14 protein-coding genes are annotated in these 19,511 nt (G+C 68.5%); 8 read left to right on the forward strand and 6 right to left on the reverse strand.

Going from position 1 to position 19,511, the window contains the following annotated elements; translation table 11 throughout:
• The first annotated feature begins 184 nt into the window (after positions 1 to 184).
• Positions 185 to 1,045 (forward strand): polysaccharide deacetylase family protein, encoded by an 861-nt coding sequence (locus AXE84_RS00775; protein WP_010614814.1) that lies wholly within the window; start codon positions 185 to 187, stop codon positions 1,043 to 1,045.
• A gap of 6 nt (positions 1,046 to 1,051) precedes the next feature.
• Here AXE84_RS00775 and tagD (AXE84_RS00780) read toward each other — a convergent pair whose 3' ends face one another.
• The gene (gene tagD / locus AXE84_RS00780; protein ID WP_010614813.1) at positions 1,052 to 1,471 is read right to left on the reverse strand and encodes a glycerol-3-phosphate cytidylyltransferase; all 420 of its coding nucleotides are present in this window, start codon (positions 1,469 to 1,471) and stop codon (positions 1,052 to 1,054) included.
• A 766-nt stretch (positions 1,472 to 2,237) separates the two neighbouring features.
• Between tagD (AXE84_RS00780) and AXE84_RS13095 the strand changes: the two genes are divergently transcribed.
• The 7 genes from AXE84_RS13095 to AXE84_RS00815 are packed head-to-tail and all read left to right on the forward strand — an operon-like array spanning position 2,238 to position 9,177.
• The gene (locus AXE84_RS13095; RefSeq protein ID WP_236750079.1) at positions 2,238 to 2,426 is read left to right on the forward strand and encodes a hypothetical protein; all 189 of its coding nucleotides are present in this window, start codon (positions 2,238 to 2,240) and stop codon (positions 2,424 to 2,426) included.
• Positions 2,423 to 3,463 carry an MraY family glycosyltransferase gene (locus AXE84_RS00790; RefSeq protein ID WP_010614811.1) on the forward strand — a complete coding sequence of 347 codons (1,041 nt, stop codon included), beginning with the start codon at positions 2,423 to 2,425 and terminating at the stop codon, positions 3,461 to 3,463. The genes AXE84_RS13095 and AXE84_RS00790 overlap by 4 nt, the downstream gene beginning before the upstream one ends.
• Positions 3,464 to 3,467: 4 nt before the next feature.
• Positions 3,468 to 4,742, forward strand: coding sequence for a glycosyltransferase family 4 protein (locus AXE84_RS00795; protein ID WP_010614810.1), 1,275 nt, complete (start codon positions 3,468 to 3,470; stop codon positions 4,740 to 4,742).
• Positions 4,735 to 6,462 carry a glycosyltransferase family 4 protein gene (locus AXE84_RS00800; RefSeq protein ID WP_060956506.1) on the forward strand — a complete coding sequence of 576 codons (1,728 nt, stop codon included), beginning with the start codon at positions 4,735 to 4,737 and terminating at the stop codon, positions 6,460 to 6,462. The genes AXE84_RS00795 and AXE84_RS00800 overlap by 8 nt, the downstream gene beginning before the upstream one ends.
• Positions 6,459 to 7,373, forward strand: a complete 915-nt coding sequence (locus tag AXE84_RS00805) for an ABC transporter permease (protein ID WP_060956507.1) — start codon at positions 6,459 to 6,461, stop codon at positions 7,371 to 7,373. The genes AXE84_RS00800 and AXE84_RS00805 overlap by 4 nt, the downstream gene beginning before the upstream one ends.
• A complete protein-coding gene (locus AXE84_RS00810) occupies positions 7,360 to 8,397 on the forward strand; it encodes an ABC transporter ATP-binding protein (protein WP_010614806.1) in 1,038 nt (345 codons plus the stop codon). The genes AXE84_RS00805 and AXE84_RS00810 overlap by 14 nt, the downstream gene beginning before the upstream one ends.
• Positions 8,398 to 8,400: 3 nt before the next feature.
• Positions 8,401 to 9,177 (forward strand): DUF6270 domain-containing protein, encoded by a 777-nt coding sequence (locus AXE84_RS00815; protein ID WP_010614805.1) that lies wholly within the window; start codon positions 8,401 to 8,403, stop codon positions 9,175 to 9,177.
• Between the two features lie 51 nt (positions 9,178 to 9,228).
• Here the strand turns inward: AXE84_RS00815 and AXE84_RS00820 are convergent, their stop codons facing one another.
• The 5 genes from AXE84_RS00820 to tagD (AXE84_RS00840) all read right to left on the reverse strand — a co-directional run bounded on the left by AXE84_RS00820 (position 9,229) and on the right by tagD (AXE84_RS00840) (position 19,301).
• The gene (locus tag AXE84_RS00820; RefSeq protein WP_236750081.1) at positions 9,229 to 10,443 is read right to left on the reverse strand and encodes a glycosyltransferase family 2 protein; all 1,215 of its coding nucleotides are present in this window, start codon (positions 10,441 to 10,443) and stop codon (positions 9,229 to 9,231) included.
• A gap of 29 nt (positions 10,444 to 10,472) precedes the next feature.
• Complete coding sequence (locus AXE84_RS00825; RefSeq protein WP_010614803.1) at positions 10,473 to 12,881, reverse strand: hypothetical protein; 2,409 nt, start codon at positions 12,879 to 12,881, stop codon at positions 10,473 to 10,475.
• Positions 12,878 to 14,782 (reverse strand): glycosyltransferase, encoded by a 1,905-nt coding sequence (locus AXE84_RS00830; protein WP_010614802.1) that lies wholly within the window; start codon positions 14,780 to 14,782, stop codon positions 12,878 to 12,880. The genes AXE84_RS00825 and AXE84_RS00830 overlap by 4 nt, the downstream gene beginning before the upstream one ends.
• Positions 14,779 to 18,768, reverse strand: coding sequence for a CDP-glycerol glycerophosphotransferase family protein (locus AXE84_RS00835; protein WP_029316623.1), 3,990 nt, complete (start codon positions 18,766 to 18,768; stop codon positions 14,779 to 14,781). Before AXE84_RS00835 ends, AXE84_RS00830 begins: the two co-directional genes overlap by 4 nt.
• Positions 18,769 to 18,908: 140 nt before the next feature.
• Positions 18,909 to 19,301 carry a glycerol-3-phosphate cytidylyltransferase gene (tagD, locus tag AXE84_RS00840; protein ID WP_010614800.1) on the reverse strand — a complete coding sequence of 131 codons (393 nt, stop codon included), beginning with the start codon at positions 19,299 to 19,301 and terminating at the stop codon, positions 18,909 to 18,911.
• Between the last annotated feature and the right edge of the window lie 210 nt (positions 19,302 to 19,511).

A 19,511-nucleotide genomic window follows, 5' to 3' on the forward strand; every position in this document is an offset into this window, starting at 1 on the left:
TCCCCTCTCCTTGGCAGCAAGCGACGCTGTCACCTCCGTGGCGCAGGCATACTACAGCCGACAGTGAAGGCTCCAGCCGTTCCCCTGCGCCCCGATCAACCGCCAAGCTCACTGACTGCACCGCCTCGGCCGGCGGAGCAGCTGCGCGGTGCCCCGACAACCCACCTTCGAGAAAGTCGATCCCATGCAACGCCGCGACTTCCTGCTCGCCCTGGCCGCCGGAACCGCAGGCTGCCTCAGCGCCTGCAACACCGCACGGCCAGCAGCCCATTCCGCCTCACCGGCCTCATCCCCGACGCAGGGCTCCCCCCAGGCCTCGCCGACCCCCTCACCCACACCCTCACCGACCCCCTCCCTCAGCCCGCTCCACCTTCAGGACGGCCCGCCGCCACTGCCCACTCCCAGCCCGGCGGACTCACTCATCACCGGCCTACCGGAGAACGTCGGCAACGTCGTGGCCATCACCATCGACGACGGCGTCGACTCCTCAGTCGTGAACGCCTACCTGGACTTCGCCAAGGACTCAGGAGTCCGACTGACCTTCTTCGTCACCGGCAGCTATCCGAGCTGGACCGACAACCGGGACAAGATGAGGCCCCTGGTGGAATCAGGGCAGGTTCAGCTGGCGAACCACACCTGGACTCACCCCGACCTGACGACGCTGTCGGAGGGCGGGATCATCGACGAGCTCACCCAGTGCGAGAACCTGCTGCGCAACACCTACGGCGTCACGGGCGCCCCCTTCATCCGGCCGCCCTACGGCGGCCGCAGCTCCTACACCGACTCGGTCTGCGCCAAGATCGGCTACACCACCACGACCATGTGGTACGGCTCCTTCGGAGACTCCGGGCTGCTCACGCCGGAGATCCTTCTCGGTGAGGCGCAGAAGTGGTTGCTCGCGCAGCACATCGTCATCGGTCACGCGAACTTCCCCACCGTCACTCAGGTCTACGGCCAGATCATCGACATTCTGCGTCAGCGCTCCCTACAGACCGCTACGCTCGACGACGTCTACTTCGGCCCCGGACACAATCGCCACGTCTGAGAGCACTCACTGCACGAGAGCCTCCTGAGCGTCCTCCCGCCCCTCGCGGCACGGCCGTCCCTGAGCGGAGCCGATCTCCGGGGTCCGCGGGAGGTAGGCGATCTCGCAGCGTCCTTCAAGCTGCTCGTCGAAGGTGCCGATCCAGTCATCGCCGATGACGAAGAGGTCGATGCCGTACTCGTCGATGTCCTGGCTCTTCTGACCCCAGGTCCGTTCAGGAACGACCATGTCGACATAGCGGACGGCCTCAAGCATCGCCTTGCGCTGCTCATAGGAGAAGTAGGCACGTTTCCCCTTGGAGGCGCTGAACTCATCGGTCGATAGAGCGACGATGAGATAGTCCCCCATAGCCTTGGCCCGGCGCAGCAGCTCGATGTGCCCGTAGTGAAGCAGATCGAAGGAGCCGTAGGTGATGATGCGTTTCATTAGGAGTGTCCTCGCGGGTTAGGCTCATCGTTTTGTATGAATCACACAAGAATCGATGACATTGTCGTTGGTTGCACGTATGGCGGCTGAACGCGCTCGCCACTAAGTCTAAGTGCGCAACACCCCCCAGAATTCCCTTGTTACCCCCTTGCAGCAGGGTCTCAACTATGTCGGCCGTCACCCACTATCACTTAACCCAATGAATGCGCGAAACCGACCCCCTCCCCTCACGCCGACCCATTACAACCTGAGGCCATCATGTGACAGAACCCCAATATTCCGCGGTATCGCAACGATTACGAGCGGTTTCGGCGCCGTCACGATAAGCCCTGAACATCACAGTCTGATTGCAGACAAGCCAATCATGACGCCTGCGGCTTTTCCGACTCGATGACACAACTACCGTTATAAGAAAACGAGCAAAGAAGGCCACACCCAGGCCTTTCCCGTCCAAGAAGACCGGAGGTCACCAGTGGTCGCAGTAGCACCTGCCCGACCCCTTGCCACCCCCTCCCGCACCACCTCAGGCATCCCCTCCGTGGCCGCTTCGACCCCCAGCCTCCCGTCCGATTTCTCAGCGGTGAGCCGAGACATCGTCTCCTGGGCACTATGTCTCTTCCTGGCAACCCTTGCCAGGACGCTCTTATCAACGCATCGAATTCTTTATCCGCGCCTGCTCCTGATAGGGATCGCATCCGCTGCACTCATTCAGCTGACCGCCTGGTACGTGACATGCCGCTACTGGCCGTGGGCCTCCACGCGGACCATGCCCTTCGTCATCGTGGCTGGGGCCGGGTTCGCACTGGGGTCCAGCTTCCTCGACCTCGCCACACAGGTCCGCCTCCTGCCGTGGAGCGCAGCCCTGGCTGGGTCTGCCGTCGCGGTGGCGGATCAGTGGCGGCACCGACTGAGATGGCAGGCTCAGGCGCGACGGGCCCTGGAGACGGCCTCATGACCACCCTGCTTCTGAGCGGGCTCGCCCTGACGGCGGCTGTCTGCGCCTCCTTGACGGCAGCGGTGATTCCACTTCTGCGGAGGGCCCGCGTCATTGATGTTCCCGGGGACAGATCCCTTCACAAGACGCCTGTTCCCCGCGGTGGTGGTCTCGCCATTGTCCTGTCCGCCTCGCTGGCCACCTGGGCGACCGTACTGGCTGCGGTGCACCGGCACGACACGGTTCACTCACTGACCGGTCTCGGCCTCGCGCTCATGGGGCTGGCGACCGTGCTGGCCTTTGCGCTGCTCGGGCTGATCGAGGATCTGTTTTCCGTGTCGGTCAGGACTCGCCTGGTTCTCCAGCTCGCCCTGGGGGCAGGACTCGGGCTGGTGGCACACAGTACCTTCGAGGTCTCACTGTGGTGGACTCCGGCGATCTGCGTGAGCACCGCCGCGCTGGTCAACGCCACGAACTTCATGGACGGCGCTAACGGCCTGGCCTGCAGCCACGCCCTGATGACCTCCCTGTGGTACGTCCAGGTGGCGATCCTCGCCCCGGTTCCCGGGCTGGGGCTCGTCATGGTCTCGGTGGCCGGCGCATGCCTTGGTTTCCTGCCCTTCAACACGCCTCGTGCCAAGGTGTTCCTGGGTGACTCCGGTTCCTACGCCCTGGGCGGCGCCTGGGCCTTCTCGGTCACGGCCTGCCTGGCCCAGGGTGTGGCCGTGGAGGCGGCGCTCGCCCCTGTCCTCGTGCTTCTGGCGGATACCGGCTACACCCTGTGGAAGCGGCTGAGAGCGGGCCAGTGCTGGTACGCGCCGCACCGGCTTCACGTCTATCAGCGCCTGGTCTGTGCCGGCTGGCCGCACTGGGCGTCGGCCCTCCTGGTGACCCTGGCCGCGGCGTCGTGCTCGGCTCTGGCGTCAGGCAGCCTTCTGACCCGCAGCCGGCTCTGGATGCCCCAGGTCGCCATGGCAGCAGTCCTGATCCTCTATCTGAAGATGCCCTCCATCATCGGAGCCCCCAATCCCTTCCCCACCCCTCGACGGGCGAGGTGAGGGCATGCGCATTCTTCTGCTCACTCACTACTGGGCACCGGAGGTCGGGGCTCCTCAACGCCGCTGGAACCGGCTGGCCGAGGCGCTGATCTCCCGGGGCCATGAGCTGGCGGTGCTGGCTCCAGCCCCCCACTACCCGGGAGGTCGTCTCCTGCCAGGCGGAGGGGCCCACGTGGCAGGTTCGATCAGGCGAGACGTCACCGGAGCCATGGTGCATCGCACGATCTTCCGCCCCTACGGCAACGCCGTGTGCGGACGCGGAGTCGATCAGATGGTCACGGCGGCCGACTCCGTGCGCCTGGGGGTAGCACGCTTTCGGGGAGGTAACCGTCCCGACGTCATCCTCGGCTCGGTACCGGGGCTCCCCACCCTTCCGGCTGCGCTCGCCGTCGGGAGGGTCCTGCACCGTCCCGTCGTGGTGGAGCTGCGAGACGCCTGGCCGGACCTGCTCCTGTCGGCCGGGCAGTGGTCCGAGCCGGCCGCCTGTCCATCGGCCGTGGCGCAGGCCCGCCGGGTCCGCGGGATAGACGTTGTCAGCCGGGGTGCGCGCAGCCTCCTGCCGCCCCTGATCACCCGCCTGGAGCAGGAGGCCGCGGCCGTGGTGACGACGACGGACTCCTTCGCCCGGGTCCTGCGCTCGCGCGGGGTACGCCGCGTGGTGACGGTGCGCAACACCGGTGCCACGGTGCCGATGGAAAGGAAGGGGGCCGGCCGACACCGCCCGAACGGCGCCCTGAACGTGCTCTACCTGGGAACAGTGGGGCGCGCTCAGGGGCTGGGCTTCGCGGTAAGGGCCGCGCACATCGCTCAGCGCAACGGCACCCCGGTGGTACTGCGGATCGTCGGCGACGGCGCGCAGCTCCAGGAGGTGGCAGCCCTGGCCCGCAGGCTCGGGGCCCCGGTTGAGATCCATCCCCCTGTGCCCTGGAGTGAGGTGGCTCAACACTACGCCTGGGCCGATACGGCTCTGGTGAGCCTGCAGAACTGGCCGGCCATGTCCATGACGGTCCCGTCCAAGCTCTACGAGATCATGTCTGCCGGAGTGCACGTGTGCGCCTCGGTGGACGGGGAGGCCCGGCGCATCGTGGAGGACGCCGGCTGCGGTGACGTCACTGCCCCGCAGGACCCGCAGGCACTGGCCTCCTTGTGGAGCACGCTGGCCGCCGACCGCAGCCGTCTGGACGCGACGGGTGGACGACGCTGGCTGGCGGACCACGCCGACGCCAAGGTCATGACCGACCGCTATGAGTCCCTCCTGAGGCAGGTGGCCGGTGACTGACCTCCAGATCCTGAGGAACCTGGCACTACTGAGCACTTCCGCCACCCGGCAGCTGGTCGAGGACCCGGTGCTCCTGGCCCTGCAGGGGGCACGTCGGATGCCTGAGCCCTGGCGCGGCCGGAGCGCACGGGCGCTCAGCATCGGGCCCGGTGAGCACGAGCTGCGCCGGGCGCTGTCGGCGTTCATCGCCGACCGACCGGACTGCGCCGGTGACGCGCTGAGCCGGGCGGTGCCGCGATCGACCCTCGGTCGCCGGCTCGCCGCCGAGATAGCGATCCACCTGGGTTCCACCGAGCGCAGGCATCTTGATGATGCGGGCCTGAGTCCCGCGGTGCGCGCGCGGGACCTGTGGTCCCGGGGCCACCTGAGCGCCGCGCTCAGCGCACTGGAGGCAGCGCCCGTCTCCGGGGCGCTGCGGGCCCGTCTGCGTTCCCAGCTCGCCATGATGAGCCCGGGCTTCCACCTGCCCCGATTGTCCCCCTCACCGGGCTGGACCGTTCCTGACCCCGGCGAGCCGCTGCGAGTGCTTCACCTGCTGACCAGCTCACTGCCCCACACCCAATCCGGCTACACCGTGCGCTCGCACGCACTCCTTCAGGCGCAGTGCGACGCCGGCATCGACGTGCGGGCGGTGACCCGCATCGGCTACCCCGTCATCATCGGCAGGCCCGCCGCTCAGGCCACTGACGTCGTCGACGCAGTCACCTACCGGCGGCTTCTGCCCGCGCGCACCCAGGCCGCGCCGATAGCCCGGCTGACTCAGATGAGCCGCCTGCTGGCGCGGGAGGTGGAGGCGTTCCGCCCCCACGTGCTGCACACGACCACCAACTACGTCAACGCCCTGGTCACCCAGGCGGTGGCCCGCTCCTACGGTCTGCCCTGGGTCTACGAGATGCGAGGGGTACTGGAGTGCACCTGGGTGGCTTCCAGGCCGGTGCGTCAGCAGGCCGAGGCACTGGGCTCCGAGCGCTTCGCGCTGCTACGGGCCAAGGAGGCCGAGATGGCCCGGTGGGCCGACGCCGTCGTCGTCCTCTCACGGGTCCAGGCCCAGGACCTCGCGGCCCGAGGAGTCGAGCCCGGCCGGATCACGGTCATACCCAACGCCGTGGAGCAGGATGTCCTCAACGCCACTAGGTACTCGCCGGCAGATGCCCGCCAAAGGCTGGGACTGTCCCCCGACGGTCTGTGGGTGGGCAGCGTCTCCTCCCTGGTGGGTTACGAGGGCTTCGACGTGCTCCTGCGGGCCGTGGCGCTCTGCCGCGCTCGAGGGGTCGACGTGCGGTGCGCCGTCGTGGGTGACGGGGTCAGCCGCCCCGGGCTGGTGGCCCTGGCCGGAGAGCTGGGGCTGGAGGCCTCGGTGTGCGTCCTTCCCGGACGGGTGGAGCGCGCCACGGCCCTGGACTGGTACCAGGCCCTGGACGTCTTCTGCGTGCCGAGGCTGGATACGCCGGTATGCCGGCTGGTGACACCGCTCAAGCCGATGACGGCGATGGCGCTGGGGCGGCCGGTGGTGGTCTCCGACCTTCCCGCGCTCAGCGAGCTCACCGCCGCAGCGACGAATCGGTCCTTCCCGGCCGGGGACGCGGAGGCGCTCAGCCGAGTGCTGACTGGTATGGCGTCTGGAGATCCCCTGCCCTCAACGCCCTCAACGCATCAGCCGCTGCCCACCTGGAGCGGCAACGCAGTCCGTCAGGCCGAGATCTACAAGGAGCTGGTATGAGCAGGGCGTCCTGGGCCCCGTGGTCCGATGGGCAGCCGTTCTGGGGCGGCAGCTCGGAGGTCAGTGTCAGCGTCGTCGAGCTCAGCGAGCTCTACCCGGTGGGCCGGCGCCCGCCGCTGGGGGCCTACATCCGCCAGCTCTGGCAGCGCCGGCACTTCATCTGGGCCGACGCCCGGGCCAAGGCCCTGGGCTCTCAACGGGGCACCTTCCTGGGCAACGCCTGGCTCATCGCCAAGCCGATGCTCGACGCGATCGTCTACTTCCTGGTCTTCGGTCTACTTCTGCAGACGAGCCGCGGTATTGACAACTTCATCGGCTACCTCATCATCGGCGTCACGTTCTTCCCGCCGCTGCAGCGGGCGGTCACCGGTGGCAGCCAGGTGATCGTCACCGGCAGGAACCTCATTCGAGGCTTCTCCTTCCCTCGGGCCGCCCTGCCCGCGTCGTACACGATTCGCAGCGCGATCGACCTGGTCCCGCCGATGATCGCGCTCCTCGTCCTCGTGGTGGTCCTTCCCCCTCACGCCTGGCCGAGCTGGCACTGGGTCCTCATCGTCCCGGTCCTGGCGCTTCAGGTGCTCCTGAGCCTGGGACTGACGCTGGCGGCCTCCCGTATCACGACGACGATCCCGGACATGCGCAACATCTGGCCCTTCCTGACTCAGTTCTGGTTCTACGCCTCGGGAGTCTTCTTCTCCTACGAACGGTTCATCAATCACCCGGTGATGCTGCGGGCCATGGACCTCAATCCCGGTTACCTCATCATCACGATGTACCGGGACGTGATCCTGTACCAGCGTGTTCCGCAGCCGCGCATGTGGCTCATCCTCAGTGCCTGGTCGCTGGGGCTGACCGCCGTGTCCTTCGTGTTCTTCTGGGAGAAGGAGGAGGCCTACGGTGTCGAGCGCTGAGACCGGAGCACGGAAGGATTCAGCGACCCTCCAGGCGGACGGGCCGGGGGAGGCGACATCTCCCTCCCCCATCGTCATGATGACATCGGATGGCGACTCGTCAGCCGCTGTCATGACCGCGGCCGAGGGTCACGAGGCCGGCATCGGCACCGCCACCGTCGTCGTCGACGAGATCGGGGTGAGCTACCGGGCGCCCTCCACGGACGCCGAGGATCTGCGCGCCGCCTCCGTGGCGCAGAAGATCGTCATGGGGATGACTGGGCACAGGCCGAAAGTGAGGGTCGAAGCCCTCAAGAACATCTCCTTCGTGGCTCGCGCCGGGGAGTCGATCGGGATCCTGGGGCGCAACGGGGCGGGGAAGTCCACGCTGCTGCGCGTCATGGGCGGCTTGGAGACGCCGACCTCGGGAACGGTGAGCGCCCGTTCCACCCCGGTGCTCCTGGGCGTCAACGCGGCCCTCGTCCCGGACCTGTCCGGCGAGCGCAATGTGCGCCTGGGCTGCCTGGCCATGGGGCTGACTCCCCAGCAGATCGAGGCGATCATCCCGGAGGTCATTGAGCTGGCCGGGATCGGGAAGGCCATCTACCGCCCGATGAAGACCTATTCCTCGGGAATGGCCTCACGTCTGCGGTTCGCGATCGCCGCCGCGGCGAACCCGGACATCCTCCTCATCGACGAGGCCCTGTCCACCGGTGACGCCGCGTTCAAGGAGCGCAGCGAGATCAAGATGACCGAACTGCGGCGCGCCGCCGGGACGGTGTTCATCGTCAACCATGCCGCGCAGGTCATTGAGGAGATGTGCACCCGGGCTCTGTGGCTCATGGATGGCGAGCTCATCGGTGACGGTCCGGGACCCCAGATCGCCCACGACTACCGCTGGTGGTCCTGGAACATCGCCAAGAACAAGCCGGACAAGGCCGCCACGATCCTGGCCGAGTGCCGGGAGAAGTGGAAACCGGCGGGAGTGCGGATCCAACGCTCGGAGAGCCGCACCCTGCCCTACCGACACGCTCGAGGAGTATGACCCATGCACAGTGAGGAAAGCACCATGACAGCAGGACGAATCACGGTCTACGGCTCTTGCGTGGCCAGGGACGTGGCCGGTGAGATGGAGCAGCGGGGCTGGAGCGTGGAGCGTTACATCGCCCGCCAGTCCCTCATCAGTGCGGGGTGCCCGGCCGACGTCGGCGACGTCGATCTGTCCCTGCTCAGGTCGTCCTTCGCCCGTCGGTCCTTCCTGTCCGACATGGTGGGCAACCTGGAGGCGCAGCTGACGGCCGTCGCCTCCTACACCGACCTCCTGCTGTGGGACCTGACCGACGAGCGGCTCGGCGTCCTGGAGACCTCCCCCGGGACCTTCCTGACGCGTTCGACCGAGGCGCTGACGGCCGGCCTCTACGAGGGGCTTCCCGCCAGGTTCCTCGAGCTGGGGACGGCCGAGCACCTGCACCTGTGGCGGCCGGCCCTGCTGCGTTTCCACGCCCTCCTGGAGCGGCTCGACCTGGCCAGGCGGACGATCCTCATCAACGTCCCCTGGGCGACGCGGACCACCTCGGGCTTGCCCACCGTCCCGAGCTGGGGGCAGACGGCCATGGAGGCCAACTGGGTCATGACCCGCTACATCGAGCTGGTCTACCAGGAGACCGACCTACGGATTCTGCAGGTTCCCGACGAGCTCGTGGTGGCCGACGACTCGCACCGCTGGGGGGCCGCCCCCTTCCACTACGCCGGCTCCCTGTACTCCTGGGTCGCCGACGAGCTGGAGATCTCCCTGGCACCACGCAGCCTCGCCCCGGCGCTGTGAGCCCCACCCCGTGAGGCAGGGCGGCGTAGGGCCGGTGGGGATCGACGCGCTTCAGCGACGACGCCGCAGCAGCCTGCGAAGGCGCCCTGTCCCGGCCGGGCGCGGCTCGGCCAGCCGGGGTCGGCGGGGCCACAGAGGGACGCGGGGGACGTCTGCACCGGAGTAGCGCTGCGCCGCCTCGGCTCCGGTGAGGACCCAGCCGACGTCGGTGCCGGCGTAGCCCAGGGGCTCCGCCTGCCGGCCGGCGGGCTCGACGGTACACAGCTCGATGACCTCGCCGTCACGCACCACCGCCACCTCGGGTCGGCCTTTCCACAGCAGAAGGCGGGCCCGGTCCCGGGCACCGAGGTTGCCCCAAGGGCTGCGGAGGATCTGCTCGGAGTCGAGGCGCTGCGCCAGCCCACGCATCTCAGCCGCGTGCGCCTGCCCCAGTCCGGGCGGATCAGTGGGCATCCGGCCGGCGTCGACGACCCCGAAGTACCAGCCCAGGTCGTACAGGATCGTCTGCTGGGCCCAGGGCGCCCCACCGGCGGCATCGAGAAGGGCGTGGTAGCGCGTGCGCATCTGAGCGACGTAGCGGCCCGGCCGCGACCAGGCGGTCTGAACCGCGGAGTCGCCTGCGACCCGCTTGTCATAGTGGTAGACGGCCTCGGGCACGTAGGTGATCCGGCCCCAGCGGCTGCGGATACGCCCCAGGTAGAGGGCGTCCTCGAAGGTGGGGGCCTCACGGTCCTCGGGGAACCGGGCCGCGAGCGCCCGGTCGGCCCGGATGAGGCACTCGTGGACGGAGAGCTGGATGGCCTGCGGCTGCCGGACGGCGTCGCCCCGGGCGGTCCCGCCCTGGAAGCGGAAGTCGAGGGGGTGGGGGATCTCAGCACCGTCCTGGTGGATGAGGGTGCGGCCGGCCAGGAGGACGTCGCCGCGGCGTCTGGCAGCCAGGAGCCGGGTGAGGAAGTCGGGGGCGAGCCAGTCGTCGGGATCGGGGAAGCCGATCCACTGTCCTCGGGCCCGCCCCATCCCGAGGTTTCGGGCACGGCCCTGTCCGCCGTTGTCCGTCTCGACGATCTCGACGTCGAGGTCGGTTCGCCGCGCCCAGCTCCGGCAGGCCCTCGGTGAGTCGTCGCAGGCCCCGTCCAGGACGAGCACGACCTGGAGACGGTCGTGCGGGTAGTCCTGGGCGTCGAGCGAGCTCAGGAAGCGGGCCAGGTAAGGGGCCACCCCGTAGACGGGGATGACGAGGCTGACCAGGGGCGGGCGGCGGCGCATCCGCGGGGTCCCCGCCAGCGGGGCCCGCATCAGATCATGTCGCGTCGGAGCAGCGCGGTCAGGCGGGCGCAGGCTCCGGCGTCGAGCAGGAGGAGGTCCTCAGGGGCGGTGACTCGGCCGGCGACGACGTCCCCCACCGCCTGATGCACCTGCGCAGAGGTGTCGGCGCCGATAGCTCCGATGGCCTCGTGACGGGCGCGGTAGCGGTCCGTGTCCGGCCGCCCTCGAGGGTCCCAGACGATGCCGACGCAGCCGGCGATCATGCCCTCGTCGAGGACGGATGAGCGGTCCGAGACGACTGCCCAGGAGCGGACCAGGGTCTCGGGCAGGTCGCGACCGGTGACCGCGGGCACGCCCAGGGCCCTGAACCACTCGGGTGCGTGCAGCACCAGCTTGGGGTGGGCGAACAGGACGGTGCGGTGACCGGCCTGGGTCAGGCCCGCGGCCAGCTCGAGCCAGGGCCGGTAGAGCGCGCTGAGGAGTCCGACGGCGTCGGGGTCGCAATCCAGGGCGCGTGAGACCTCGGGGTCCCAGGTGGGGGCCAGCAGGATGCTGTCGCGCTCGCGTCCCAGCAGGCTGTGGAGGTGGTCGTGGCGGGGGAAGCCGGTGAGCCAGACCTCTCGGTCGGTGAGGGTGTAGGAGGTGTGGTCGTCAGTCAGCCCGGCCTGCTCGGCGGCAGTGGCGCACACGACGACGTCCAGGCGGGCGCCGTTGAACCAGCGCCACATGTCGCGCATGGTCACGCCGTGCTGGAGGAAGACGAGGCGCTGGTCGGGGCCGACTCCCGCTCCGGTGAGCCGGCCCGCGATGAGCGGGTCGCCGATATCGGACAGGAGGATGGTCTCGGCACCGCTCCAGGCGGCGTCGAATCCGGGACCGGTCGGGTCCAGCAGGACGAAGCCGTCCTGTGCGAGGCGCTCCCAGTCCGGGCAGCTGCGCTCAATGACGAAGATGTGCCTGACGCTGGGTGCATGGGTTCGGGCGTAGCGGTACAGCGGCTCGGCGTTGTCGCCGGCGCTGTCATGGCGATCCATGTAGAGCCAGGTGCGGGGCCAGTCGGAGGGGGATGAGGCGGTGTACGGCGTGGGCGCTGAGGAGGAGGCCACGGAGGTCGTGGAGGACGCCGCGGAAGATGCCTCCGGGGCCGGTGACGTACCGCCGGATCGCTGGTCGTCCTGCGCGCCGGTGGGGCTCAGGAGCCGGGCCAGGCGCCGACGCAGCCCGGATGAGGCCCCTCCTGGGCGGCCTCGCCCCGGTGGCGTCTGAGGCGGCCTGGGGTCGCCCCGGTAGGGGGCCACTGGGAGCTCCTGATCGTCGATGACGGCGGTGATCTGGCCCTTGGGCAGCCAGACGATGCGCTCGTGGAGGACCACGTCGTCGAAGTAGCGGTGATCGACTGTCTTGGCGCTGGTCGGCTGGGCCCAGGCGCCATCAACCTTCCACTGCTCCTGGGGCATGTCGCCGGTGTAGAAGTAGGTGGCCTTCTGGTCGCTGCGGAACCTGCGTCCCGAGGGCAGGATCGGGGCAGGCATGGGGCCGGCGGCCATGGCGACCAGGGCGGTGCGACGGCCCACGGCCAGCGGCGTGGAGCAGTACACCTCGATCTGGGAGGCGGGGAGACGTCGGGTGACAGCACGCAGCAGCTGGGCCACCTCGGCACGCTCGGCGGCCGTGAGTCCTGCCGAGGGGTAGCGCAGCCCGCGGTCGGCGTCGGTGACCTGGATAAGGCGGTGGATGATGAGCTGGTGCACCCAGGCCGGTGGGGGGCTTCCTGCCTGCAGCCACGCCGGCAGCACCGTGCCCAGCAGGTGGCGGTAGTGGTCGATCCTGTCCCAGGGGCCGGGGGGCTTGGGGGTGTGGCGGATGACGGCCGGGCCGTCGTGGAGACCCACCCGGTTACCGGTGGCCATGATGTGGGCGATGAGCCCGCTCAGGGCGGTGTTCTCGTCATCAGAAGTGGTGGGCTCAGCGCCGAAGGCGTCATCCATGCCGTCGAGGGCACCCGATCCGCCCCAGCCCTGCAGGCCGTGGCGGGGGATGGTGAGCACCGCTCCGCTGACGGTGTCGGGGAAGATGTGGGGCTCCACGGTCAGGTCAGCGGTGCGGCTACCGTGCTTGAAGCGCCACTGCAGCCGCTCGTCGCGGGTACCGTCGGGGCGGATGGTCACGGTCGGGGTGAGGACGACCGCCTCGCCGGTGCCGTGCTGGGCCACTGAGGTGAGATAGCCCGGCTCGAGGCGGTCTCCTGCCTTGAGGAGCAGGACCCGGGTCCCTGCGGCCAGGGGGCGTAGGACCTGGTCCAGCCCGGCCGGGTCGGGGCAGCCGATGGGGACGATCCCGCCTTCGGGCGAGTCCTGGCCAAGAGAGTCGAGTGTGTCCTGACCACCTGCGGAACCGATGATGATGACGTGCAAGGTCTCGGTGCTGCGGGCGTTCATGAGGTGGGCATCTCCATTTCGTGGGGCGGTCCCCAATGACTAATGGTGGACGTAGCCAGCACCTCCGCGTTGGAGATGTCCCAGGTGTGTCCGAAAGTCGTCCCTCTCCGTTGGACGAACCCGAACCGGGAGGCCGAATAGATACGGGCCCCGGCGCGTGCGCAGTCACTGAGGAAACCGGTGTCCTCACCGGTGGTCTTCTCGGGAAAAGTCACCTCGCGCGCCAGGTCCGCTCGAGCCACCAGGGTCGGCCCGGAGACGAAAGTCGTATAGCGGTGCTCCCAGTCGGCGAAGCGCAGCACCGTCAGGTCCGGGCCCGTCAGGTGCAGGTAGTGGGCGTGCTTGCCCACGACCTCGGCACGAGCGTAGTCGGCCGCCGCGAGGGACTCGAAGAGGTAGTGGTCGCCGTAGAGGTCGTCGTCGTCCATCTTGGCGATGTAGTCGGCCTCGACCCGCGAGAGCATGAGGTTGTAGCAGCCCCCCAAGGGAGTGCTGGTCTCGGCGGTGACCCAGTCGATCTCCAGGCCCAGCTCGCGAGCCCGGGCCCTGCTGGCGGCTGGGGCGGTGAAACCGTGGGTGAGGATGACCGGGGCCATCGTCACCCGCTGCTGACCGGCCAGGGTCCCAAGGACGTGGTCGATCTGCTCGGGCCGGATGGTGGACACCAGCGGTGCGATGGTGGGGCGGGGCCTGACCCGCTCCCCCATGCCGACGGCTCGCAGCACGGTCTCCACACGGTGACTGTAGGTGTGCCGGCTCCAGATCTCCCGTTGCGCCAGGTAGGTCATGTACTCCCCGAGGACCGGGTTGGTCACGAGCGCGCGCACGGTGTGCCCTGCCTGGGCGCGGTCGGTGACCTTGGCCAGGGCGCCTGCGGGCAGCAGGCGGTCGATAGCCGGCGTCGGGGTGCTCACCACGGGAGTACCACAGGCCAGGACCTCGATGACGCGGCGCGGCAGCATGGAGGGGCTGTCCACCACGGAGCTGACGTTGAGGAAGACGGCGTAGGCGCGGTAGGCGCTGAGCATCTGGGTGTAGGTGAGGCTGCCTCGCACGTGTGAGTCCCAGGGGGGTGGGAACTGGTAGGTGTCGTCGCCGCCGAGGTACCGGGAGAAGATGTCCAGCCCACGGGGCAGGCGTGCCGCGACGTCGTGGGCGCCGCCCAGGACGATCTCCATCTGCTCGCGCCGCTCGGGGTACTTGTGAGCGAAGTAGGTGCCGGCGAAGGCGACATCCCTCAGGGGCGCGGGACGCCCCGCCTCGTCCAGCAGGCGGATCGGGTTGTGGATCGCGGGCTGGGCGGCGAAGGGCAGGATCCCGATGCGGTCATGTCCCAGGTCGCGCCGGTAGTGCTCCACCATCGCCTCATCGGTGGTGAAGACCCAGTCGAAGAGGCGTGCGGTCTCGATGGCCTCGTCGTAGTGGGCGGGATCCTCCTTGTTCCAGAAGACCGTCGGCACTCCTCGGTCCCGCAGCACGGTAACCATGTCCCTCAGGTGGCCCGAGGGTCCCTGGGAGCCGATGACCTGGAAGCGCCAGGCGTCGTCGTTGCCGTGCCAGGCGGACTCTACGAAGAGCAGGTCGATGGGGGTCTGCTCGACCTGCTCGCGCCAACCGGTGGGGGTCAGGGGCACCGAGCGCCACTCGTAGCCCAGGGCGAGCGCCGTGAACTCGTCGGCGATCACCCCGACGGTCACGTCGTGACGGGGCCCGGTCTCCTGGGGTGTGGGCAGCGGCCAGTCTGGCAGGAGCGTCCGGCCCCGTCTCTTGGAGGCCCATCGGCGGGGGCGGGCCCAGGCGGTGGCCCGACGACGGCGCAGGTGCTCACGCAGCCCCGTCAGCCCGGAGTGGCGCAGGTGCCACAGGGCTCGCCGCAGCTCGGGGGCGGGTCGGTGCGTCATGCGGGCTTCCCTCGCGAGGCCGCCCGCTTGCGCCGCCGCCTCTTGGAAGCCGTCTTCCCCTGGGGCTGCTGCTGGAGTGCCTCGGGGCCGAGCACTGCCTCCAGGGTGTCCCGCAGTGAGCGCGCGTTGTGCTCGGTGACGTCGAAGGCTCCGTGGGCGAGGCGGGGATCGGCCAGTGCCGAGCGGATCGCCTGGGCGATGTCCTGGGGCGAGGTGCCGCTCAGAACCCCGTATCCGAGGTCGATCAGCTCCCGGTTGCCCGGAAGGTCGGAGGCCACGACCCCGGTTCCCAGCGTCATCGCCTCCAGCAGGGTGACCGGCTGCCCCTCGTGCAGGGAGGGCAGGACGAACAGGTCGGCTCCTCCCAGGACCGGGAACGGGTTGTCCATCTGTCCCAGCAGCTCAACGTGCCCGCACAGTCCCAGGGAGTCGATCCTGGCCCGCAGCGTCGCCTCGAGCACCCCGGAGCCGACGATCGCCAGGCCGACGTTCAGTCCCTGAGCGCCGCCGCCCTCGGTGCCGTCCTGCTTACGCAGAAGGGCGAGCGCCTCGATGAGAGCCGCCTGGTTCTTCTCCATCGACATCCGCCCCATGGTGGCAAGGACGATGTCGTGCTCGTTCTTCAGCGTGGTGAAGGCCTCCGGGGCCGGTGCCTGCGCCCCGCGGCGGACCCGCTCGACGTTCAGGAGGTTGCGGGCTGAGAGCTGGTGCTGGGTGAGGTCGACACCCAGGCCGGCCAGCCCGCTGCGGTTGTGGCGGGCCAGTCCCGGGCTGACGGCGACGACGGCATCGACAGCGCTGTAGAGGGTGAAGACGCGCTTGAGGCCCGGGTACTTGTCCCGGTACTCGTTGTCCATCTGGTTGTGCTGGTAGCAGGAGGTGCGCGATCCGCGGCGACCCCAGGCAGCGATGAGCGAGACCCAGGTCTCGGCGTAGCCGTCGTACTCGATGGCGGCGTCGGGCACGAAGTCGCCCAGGATGCGGCGCGTCTCGCGCTCGTAGTAGGCCCAGTAGCAGTCCCAGAAGCTCTGCGAGGTGAAAGCCTCGGGGTGCCGGGCGAAGTCGTTGACGCAGGCCCGTTCGTGGATCCGCCAAGGAGCGGCCCCGGGCTTGCAGATGACATGGACGTGGCGGGGCAGGCGTCGGAAGATCTCCTGACGGTCCTCGTTGTTGCGCAGGACGGAGGGCTCGACAATGAGGTTGACCGAGTAGAGGTCCGGATCGAGCGCCTCCAGGAGAGCCAGGAGGGCGGAGGCGATCCCGTTGGGGATCATGGAGGCGTGAAACAGGAGGGTACGGCGTCTGCGGGAACCGTCGCCAGACGCGGGCTCGAGGGCGTGGTCCCTGATGATCGCTTGCCGTCCGTGGTCGAGGTCGTCGTCGAAGAAGGCTCGGGCCAGGCGTGACGAGGCCTGTCCGTCCTCGTAGGGGCAGTACCGGTCGAGGGCCTTCTGGGGCGCGACCCCCTCTCCGGCCAGGGCACGCCCGATGGCTGAGGCCAGCTCAGCGCGGTCATAACAGGCCAGCCCGGGGACCTCCCCAGGATCAAGGTACAGGCCCCGTTCGGCCCGGTACTCCTCGATGTCGTGCATGTAGAGCACGATGGGGCGCTTCTGGGGCAGGAAGTCGAAGAGGATAGAGGAGTAGTCGGTCACCAGGACGTCGACGGCGGCCAGCAGCTCATTGGTGTCGATGTCCTTGGGGACGACGCTCACCGGCAGATCGACGCCGGCCAGCAGCTTCTCGGACAGACGGTGGGCGCGGTAGACCACGAGCACGTCGTCACGGGAGGCCATGGCGGTCAGGTCGGCGACCAGGGCCTCGCGGTCCAGCTCTCGCTTGCTGACCCCGCCGCGCCAGGTGGGGGCGAACAGGACCAGACGGCGCTCATCGTCCTCAGCGAGTCCCAGGCGACCTCGCAGCGCCGTGCGCTCCTGGGCGCTCATCGTCAGCGAGGTGTCCAGTCGGGGGGAGCCGGCGACGATGGTGCGGCCCCGGTAGACGTCGAGCAGATCATGGTCCTCCACCAGCGCCCATCGGGTGAGCTCATTGGGCGCCATGAGCGTGGTGCTCAGCTGGAAGTTGCGCTGCAGGTTCTCGTAGTCGAGCAGACCTCCCCGCATGGACCGTCCCAGGGTCTTGAAGGGGGTGCCGTGCCAGGTGTTGAGGTAGCGCTGCTCGCGGCGGCGCACGAAGTAGGGAGCGAAGGAGACGTTGTTGACGAGGTACCCGGCGGTGGCGAGGTACTGCATGTACTCGGTGCTGTGCAGGGGGACGAAGACGACGTTGCGACGCCCCAGCAGATCCGCGGGGATGGCGCCCAGGTCATTGACGGCCCACACGTGCAACAGGTGGGAGTACTCCGGCCGGTCCACCATCCAGCGGAAGATGGCCAGGGGGTGGCAGCCGATCGAGGTGCCGTGGTTGGACTCCCACAGCACCAGGTGGGGGCTGACGGGAAGGACCTCCAGGGCCTCGGCGTAGCGGATGTTGCGGGCGGCTGTCGCGGTGCGTCCATAGGCCCGTGGGTCCAGCCCGTCCTTGCAGCCGAACTCCTCGGCCTGCTCGAGGATCTCGCAGGCGAGCTCCACCTGCCCGGCGTCCTGGGCCAGCTGGGCCAGGACCAGGCGGTGATTCCGGTCCCCCTTGAGAACCAGCGGGAGGACATGCCGGATGGACTGAGCGGCCTGACCCGCTGCGGCGGACGGGATCGCCTTACCGGCACCGGGATCATCCGTAGAGTTGTGGGAGCTGAGAGCCTCGTGAAGGCCGAGCATGACGTCGCCGATGGTGGACTCGACCAGGTCCTCCGGCCGCTGCCGAGGTGGAGGCGTGCTCTTCGCGCGGACCAGGTCGAGGAAGCCCGTGCTGGCCACCTGCTTGGACACCGATGCCAGCCCGCGCGGGGCCGGTCCCAGGTAGGCCCAGAAGGAGGCCAGCGCCTCGTCGTGGCGTCCCAGCCTCGCCAGGCAGACCCCACGGCGATAGTTCCACCAGCTGCGTGCGGGCTTCTTGAGCGTCCGCAAGGCCTCCTGGTACGAGCGCTCCGCGGTGGCGAGGTCGCCGACACGTTCCGAGGCGAGTCCCAGCTTGTAAAGAGTGTTCCCGTTGCCGGTGTCCAGTGAGGCGGCCAGGGCGTACTGTCCTTGTGCCCGCTCGTGCTCGCGCAGACGGTCCAGGCAGTAGGCCAGCTCGTAGGCCCGCTCCACCCTCGTCATCCCCTCGCCCGGGTAGATCTCGAAGAGCTCGGCCGCAAGCCTCCAGTCTCCCCGGGAGCACGCGAACTGGGCCGGTCCCTTGCTGCAGGCCTTTCCTCCGGCGGCCTTGCAGGCGGCGGCGAAGCTGGTGGCGGCGGAGGCCCGATCACCCTCACGGTGGGCGATGACCCCCTGCTCGAAGAGCTCCTGCGCGCTGAGCTCATCGATGTCGGCCAGGGCGTCCAGGGTGCACCTGGCCGGCCCGTTGAGCCCCAGGTGAAGCTGAGCCTGAAGGAGCTTGCGCAGCCAGGCGGCGTCGTTCTCGTGCTCCGGCAGTCCGGAGAGCAGAACCTCCAGGCGCTGCCACTGCGGGGTGCTCGCGGGCAGGCAGGCGAGCAGATTCTCCGAGTAGCGCCGGTCCCGCACCCCCGAGGAGAGGGCCCGCGAGAAGAAGACGGAGGCGCCCTCCGGATCGTCCTGACGCTTGAGGAGGCAGCCGGCACGGTAGAAGGCCTCTCCGCAGGAGGGGTCGCGGTCGGCCACCTCGGTGTAGGTCCTCAAGGCCGCCTCGAACCGTTCCTGACGCTCAGCGATGACTCCCAACCGCAGCCGGCTGGCCGTGTCGTGGCCGCTCTCAGAGAGTTTTTCATACAGACGCTTTGCCTCAGCCAGGTTACCGTCCTCGTACTCCCTGGCGGCGGCATAGCGCACCAGCCGGGTGGTGGCCGGCAGCTGCAGGCGGCCGGAAACGGCACGCCCCATTTTTCTGAGAACAGCATCCTTACCCATGATGGTCACCCTTATTTCAGTATGAACATTACGCGTATTTAATCCTGCGCCTGTTGACGCGGCATGCAGCGAGCCTCGATCCAGGTCTCCGCCCACCCCTCGATACAGCCCGAACAGCGAGCCGCCGCTCAGCGCACCACTCAGCCCAGGCGCATATCACTCTTGATCCGAGTCGTTGAGACCTCGGGAGTCCGCGGGAGGTAGACGACCTCACACAACCCCTTGAGCTGGTCGTCGAACTCGCCGTTCCAGTCGTCCCCCATGACGAAGACATCAATACCGTATTTGGCGATATCCCCGGTCTTCTGCCCCCAGGTCATCTCGGGCACCACGAGATCGACATACCGGATGGCTTCGAGCATCACCTTGCGCTCCTCGTAGGAGAAGTAGGCCTGCTTACCCTTTCCGGCATTGAACTCGTCACTGGACAGCGCCACCATCAGGAAGTCCCCCAGCGCTCGCGCACGCTTCAGCAATGCAATATGACCATAGTGGAGCAGGTCATATGTACCATAGGTAATCACGCGCTTCATGGGGTCACTTCCTGGTTGGACGTTCGAGGTTCGTCCTCAACAACACTCCGGACAAACCACCGTGAGTATTCCCCACCCCGAGAACCAAAATCGAAGATGTCATAGAATCGATGCGATACCGATATGCCGCCGAAATACCCGACGTTCGCCATCGAATATCACAGAGAGTTCCACCTCACCTTTCCCTCACTCTCACACTCTCGTCACATT

This window comes from Actinomyces oris, from assembly GCF_001553935.1.
Classification (GTDB): Bacteria; Actinomycetota; Actinomycetes; order Actinomycetales; family Actinomycetaceae; genus Actinomyces; species Actinomyces oris_A.

Coding starts and splice junctions, on each gene's coding strand:
- tagD (WP_010614813.1), bottom strand. CDS start 1,471: ATGAAACGCATCATCACCTACGGCTCCTTCGATCTGCTTCACTACGGG.
- AXE84_RS00835 (WP_029316623.1), bottom strand. CDS start 18,768: ATGGGTAAGGATGCTGTTCTCAGAAAAATGGGGCGTGCCGTTTCCGGC.
- AXE84_RS00825 (WP_010614803.1), bottom strand. CDS start 12,881: ATGAACGCCCGCAGCACCGAGACCTTGCACGTCATCATCATCGGTTCC.
- AXE84_RS13095 (WP_236750079.1), top strand. CDS start 2,238: ATGCCCTTCGTCATCGTGGCTGGGGCCGGGTTCGCACTGGGGTCCAGC.
- AXE84_RS00820 (WP_236750081.1), bottom strand. CDS start 10,443: ATGCGCCGCCGCCCGCCCCTGGTCAGCCTCGTCATCCCCGTCTACGGG.
- AXE84_RS00805 (WP_060956507.1), top strand. CDS start 6,459: ATGAGCAGGGCGTCCTGGGCCCCGTGGTCCGATGGGCAGCCGTTCTGG.
- AXE84_RS00790 (WP_010614811.1), top strand. CDS start 2,423: ATGACCACCCTGCTTCTGAGCGGGCTCGCCCTGACGGCGGCTGTCTGC.
- AXE84_RS00775 (WP_010614814.1), top strand. CDS start 185: ATGCAACGCCGCGACTTCCTGCTCGCCCTGGCCGCCGGAACCGCAGGC.
- AXE84_RS00795 (WP_010614810.1), top strand. CDS start 3,468: ATGCGCATTCTTCTGCTCACTCACTACTGGGCACCGGAGGTCGGGGCT.
- tagD (WP_010614800.1), bottom strand. CDS start 19,301: ATGAAGCGCGTGATTACCTATGGTACATATGACCTGCTCCACTATGGT.
- AXE84_RS00815 (WP_010614805.1), top strand. CDS start 8,401: ATGCACAGTGAGGAAAGCACCATGACAGCAGGACGAATCACGGTCTAC.
- AXE84_RS00830 (WP_010614802.1), bottom strand. CDS start 14,782: ATGACGCACCGACCCGCCCCCGAGCTGCGGCGAGCCCTGTGGCACCTG.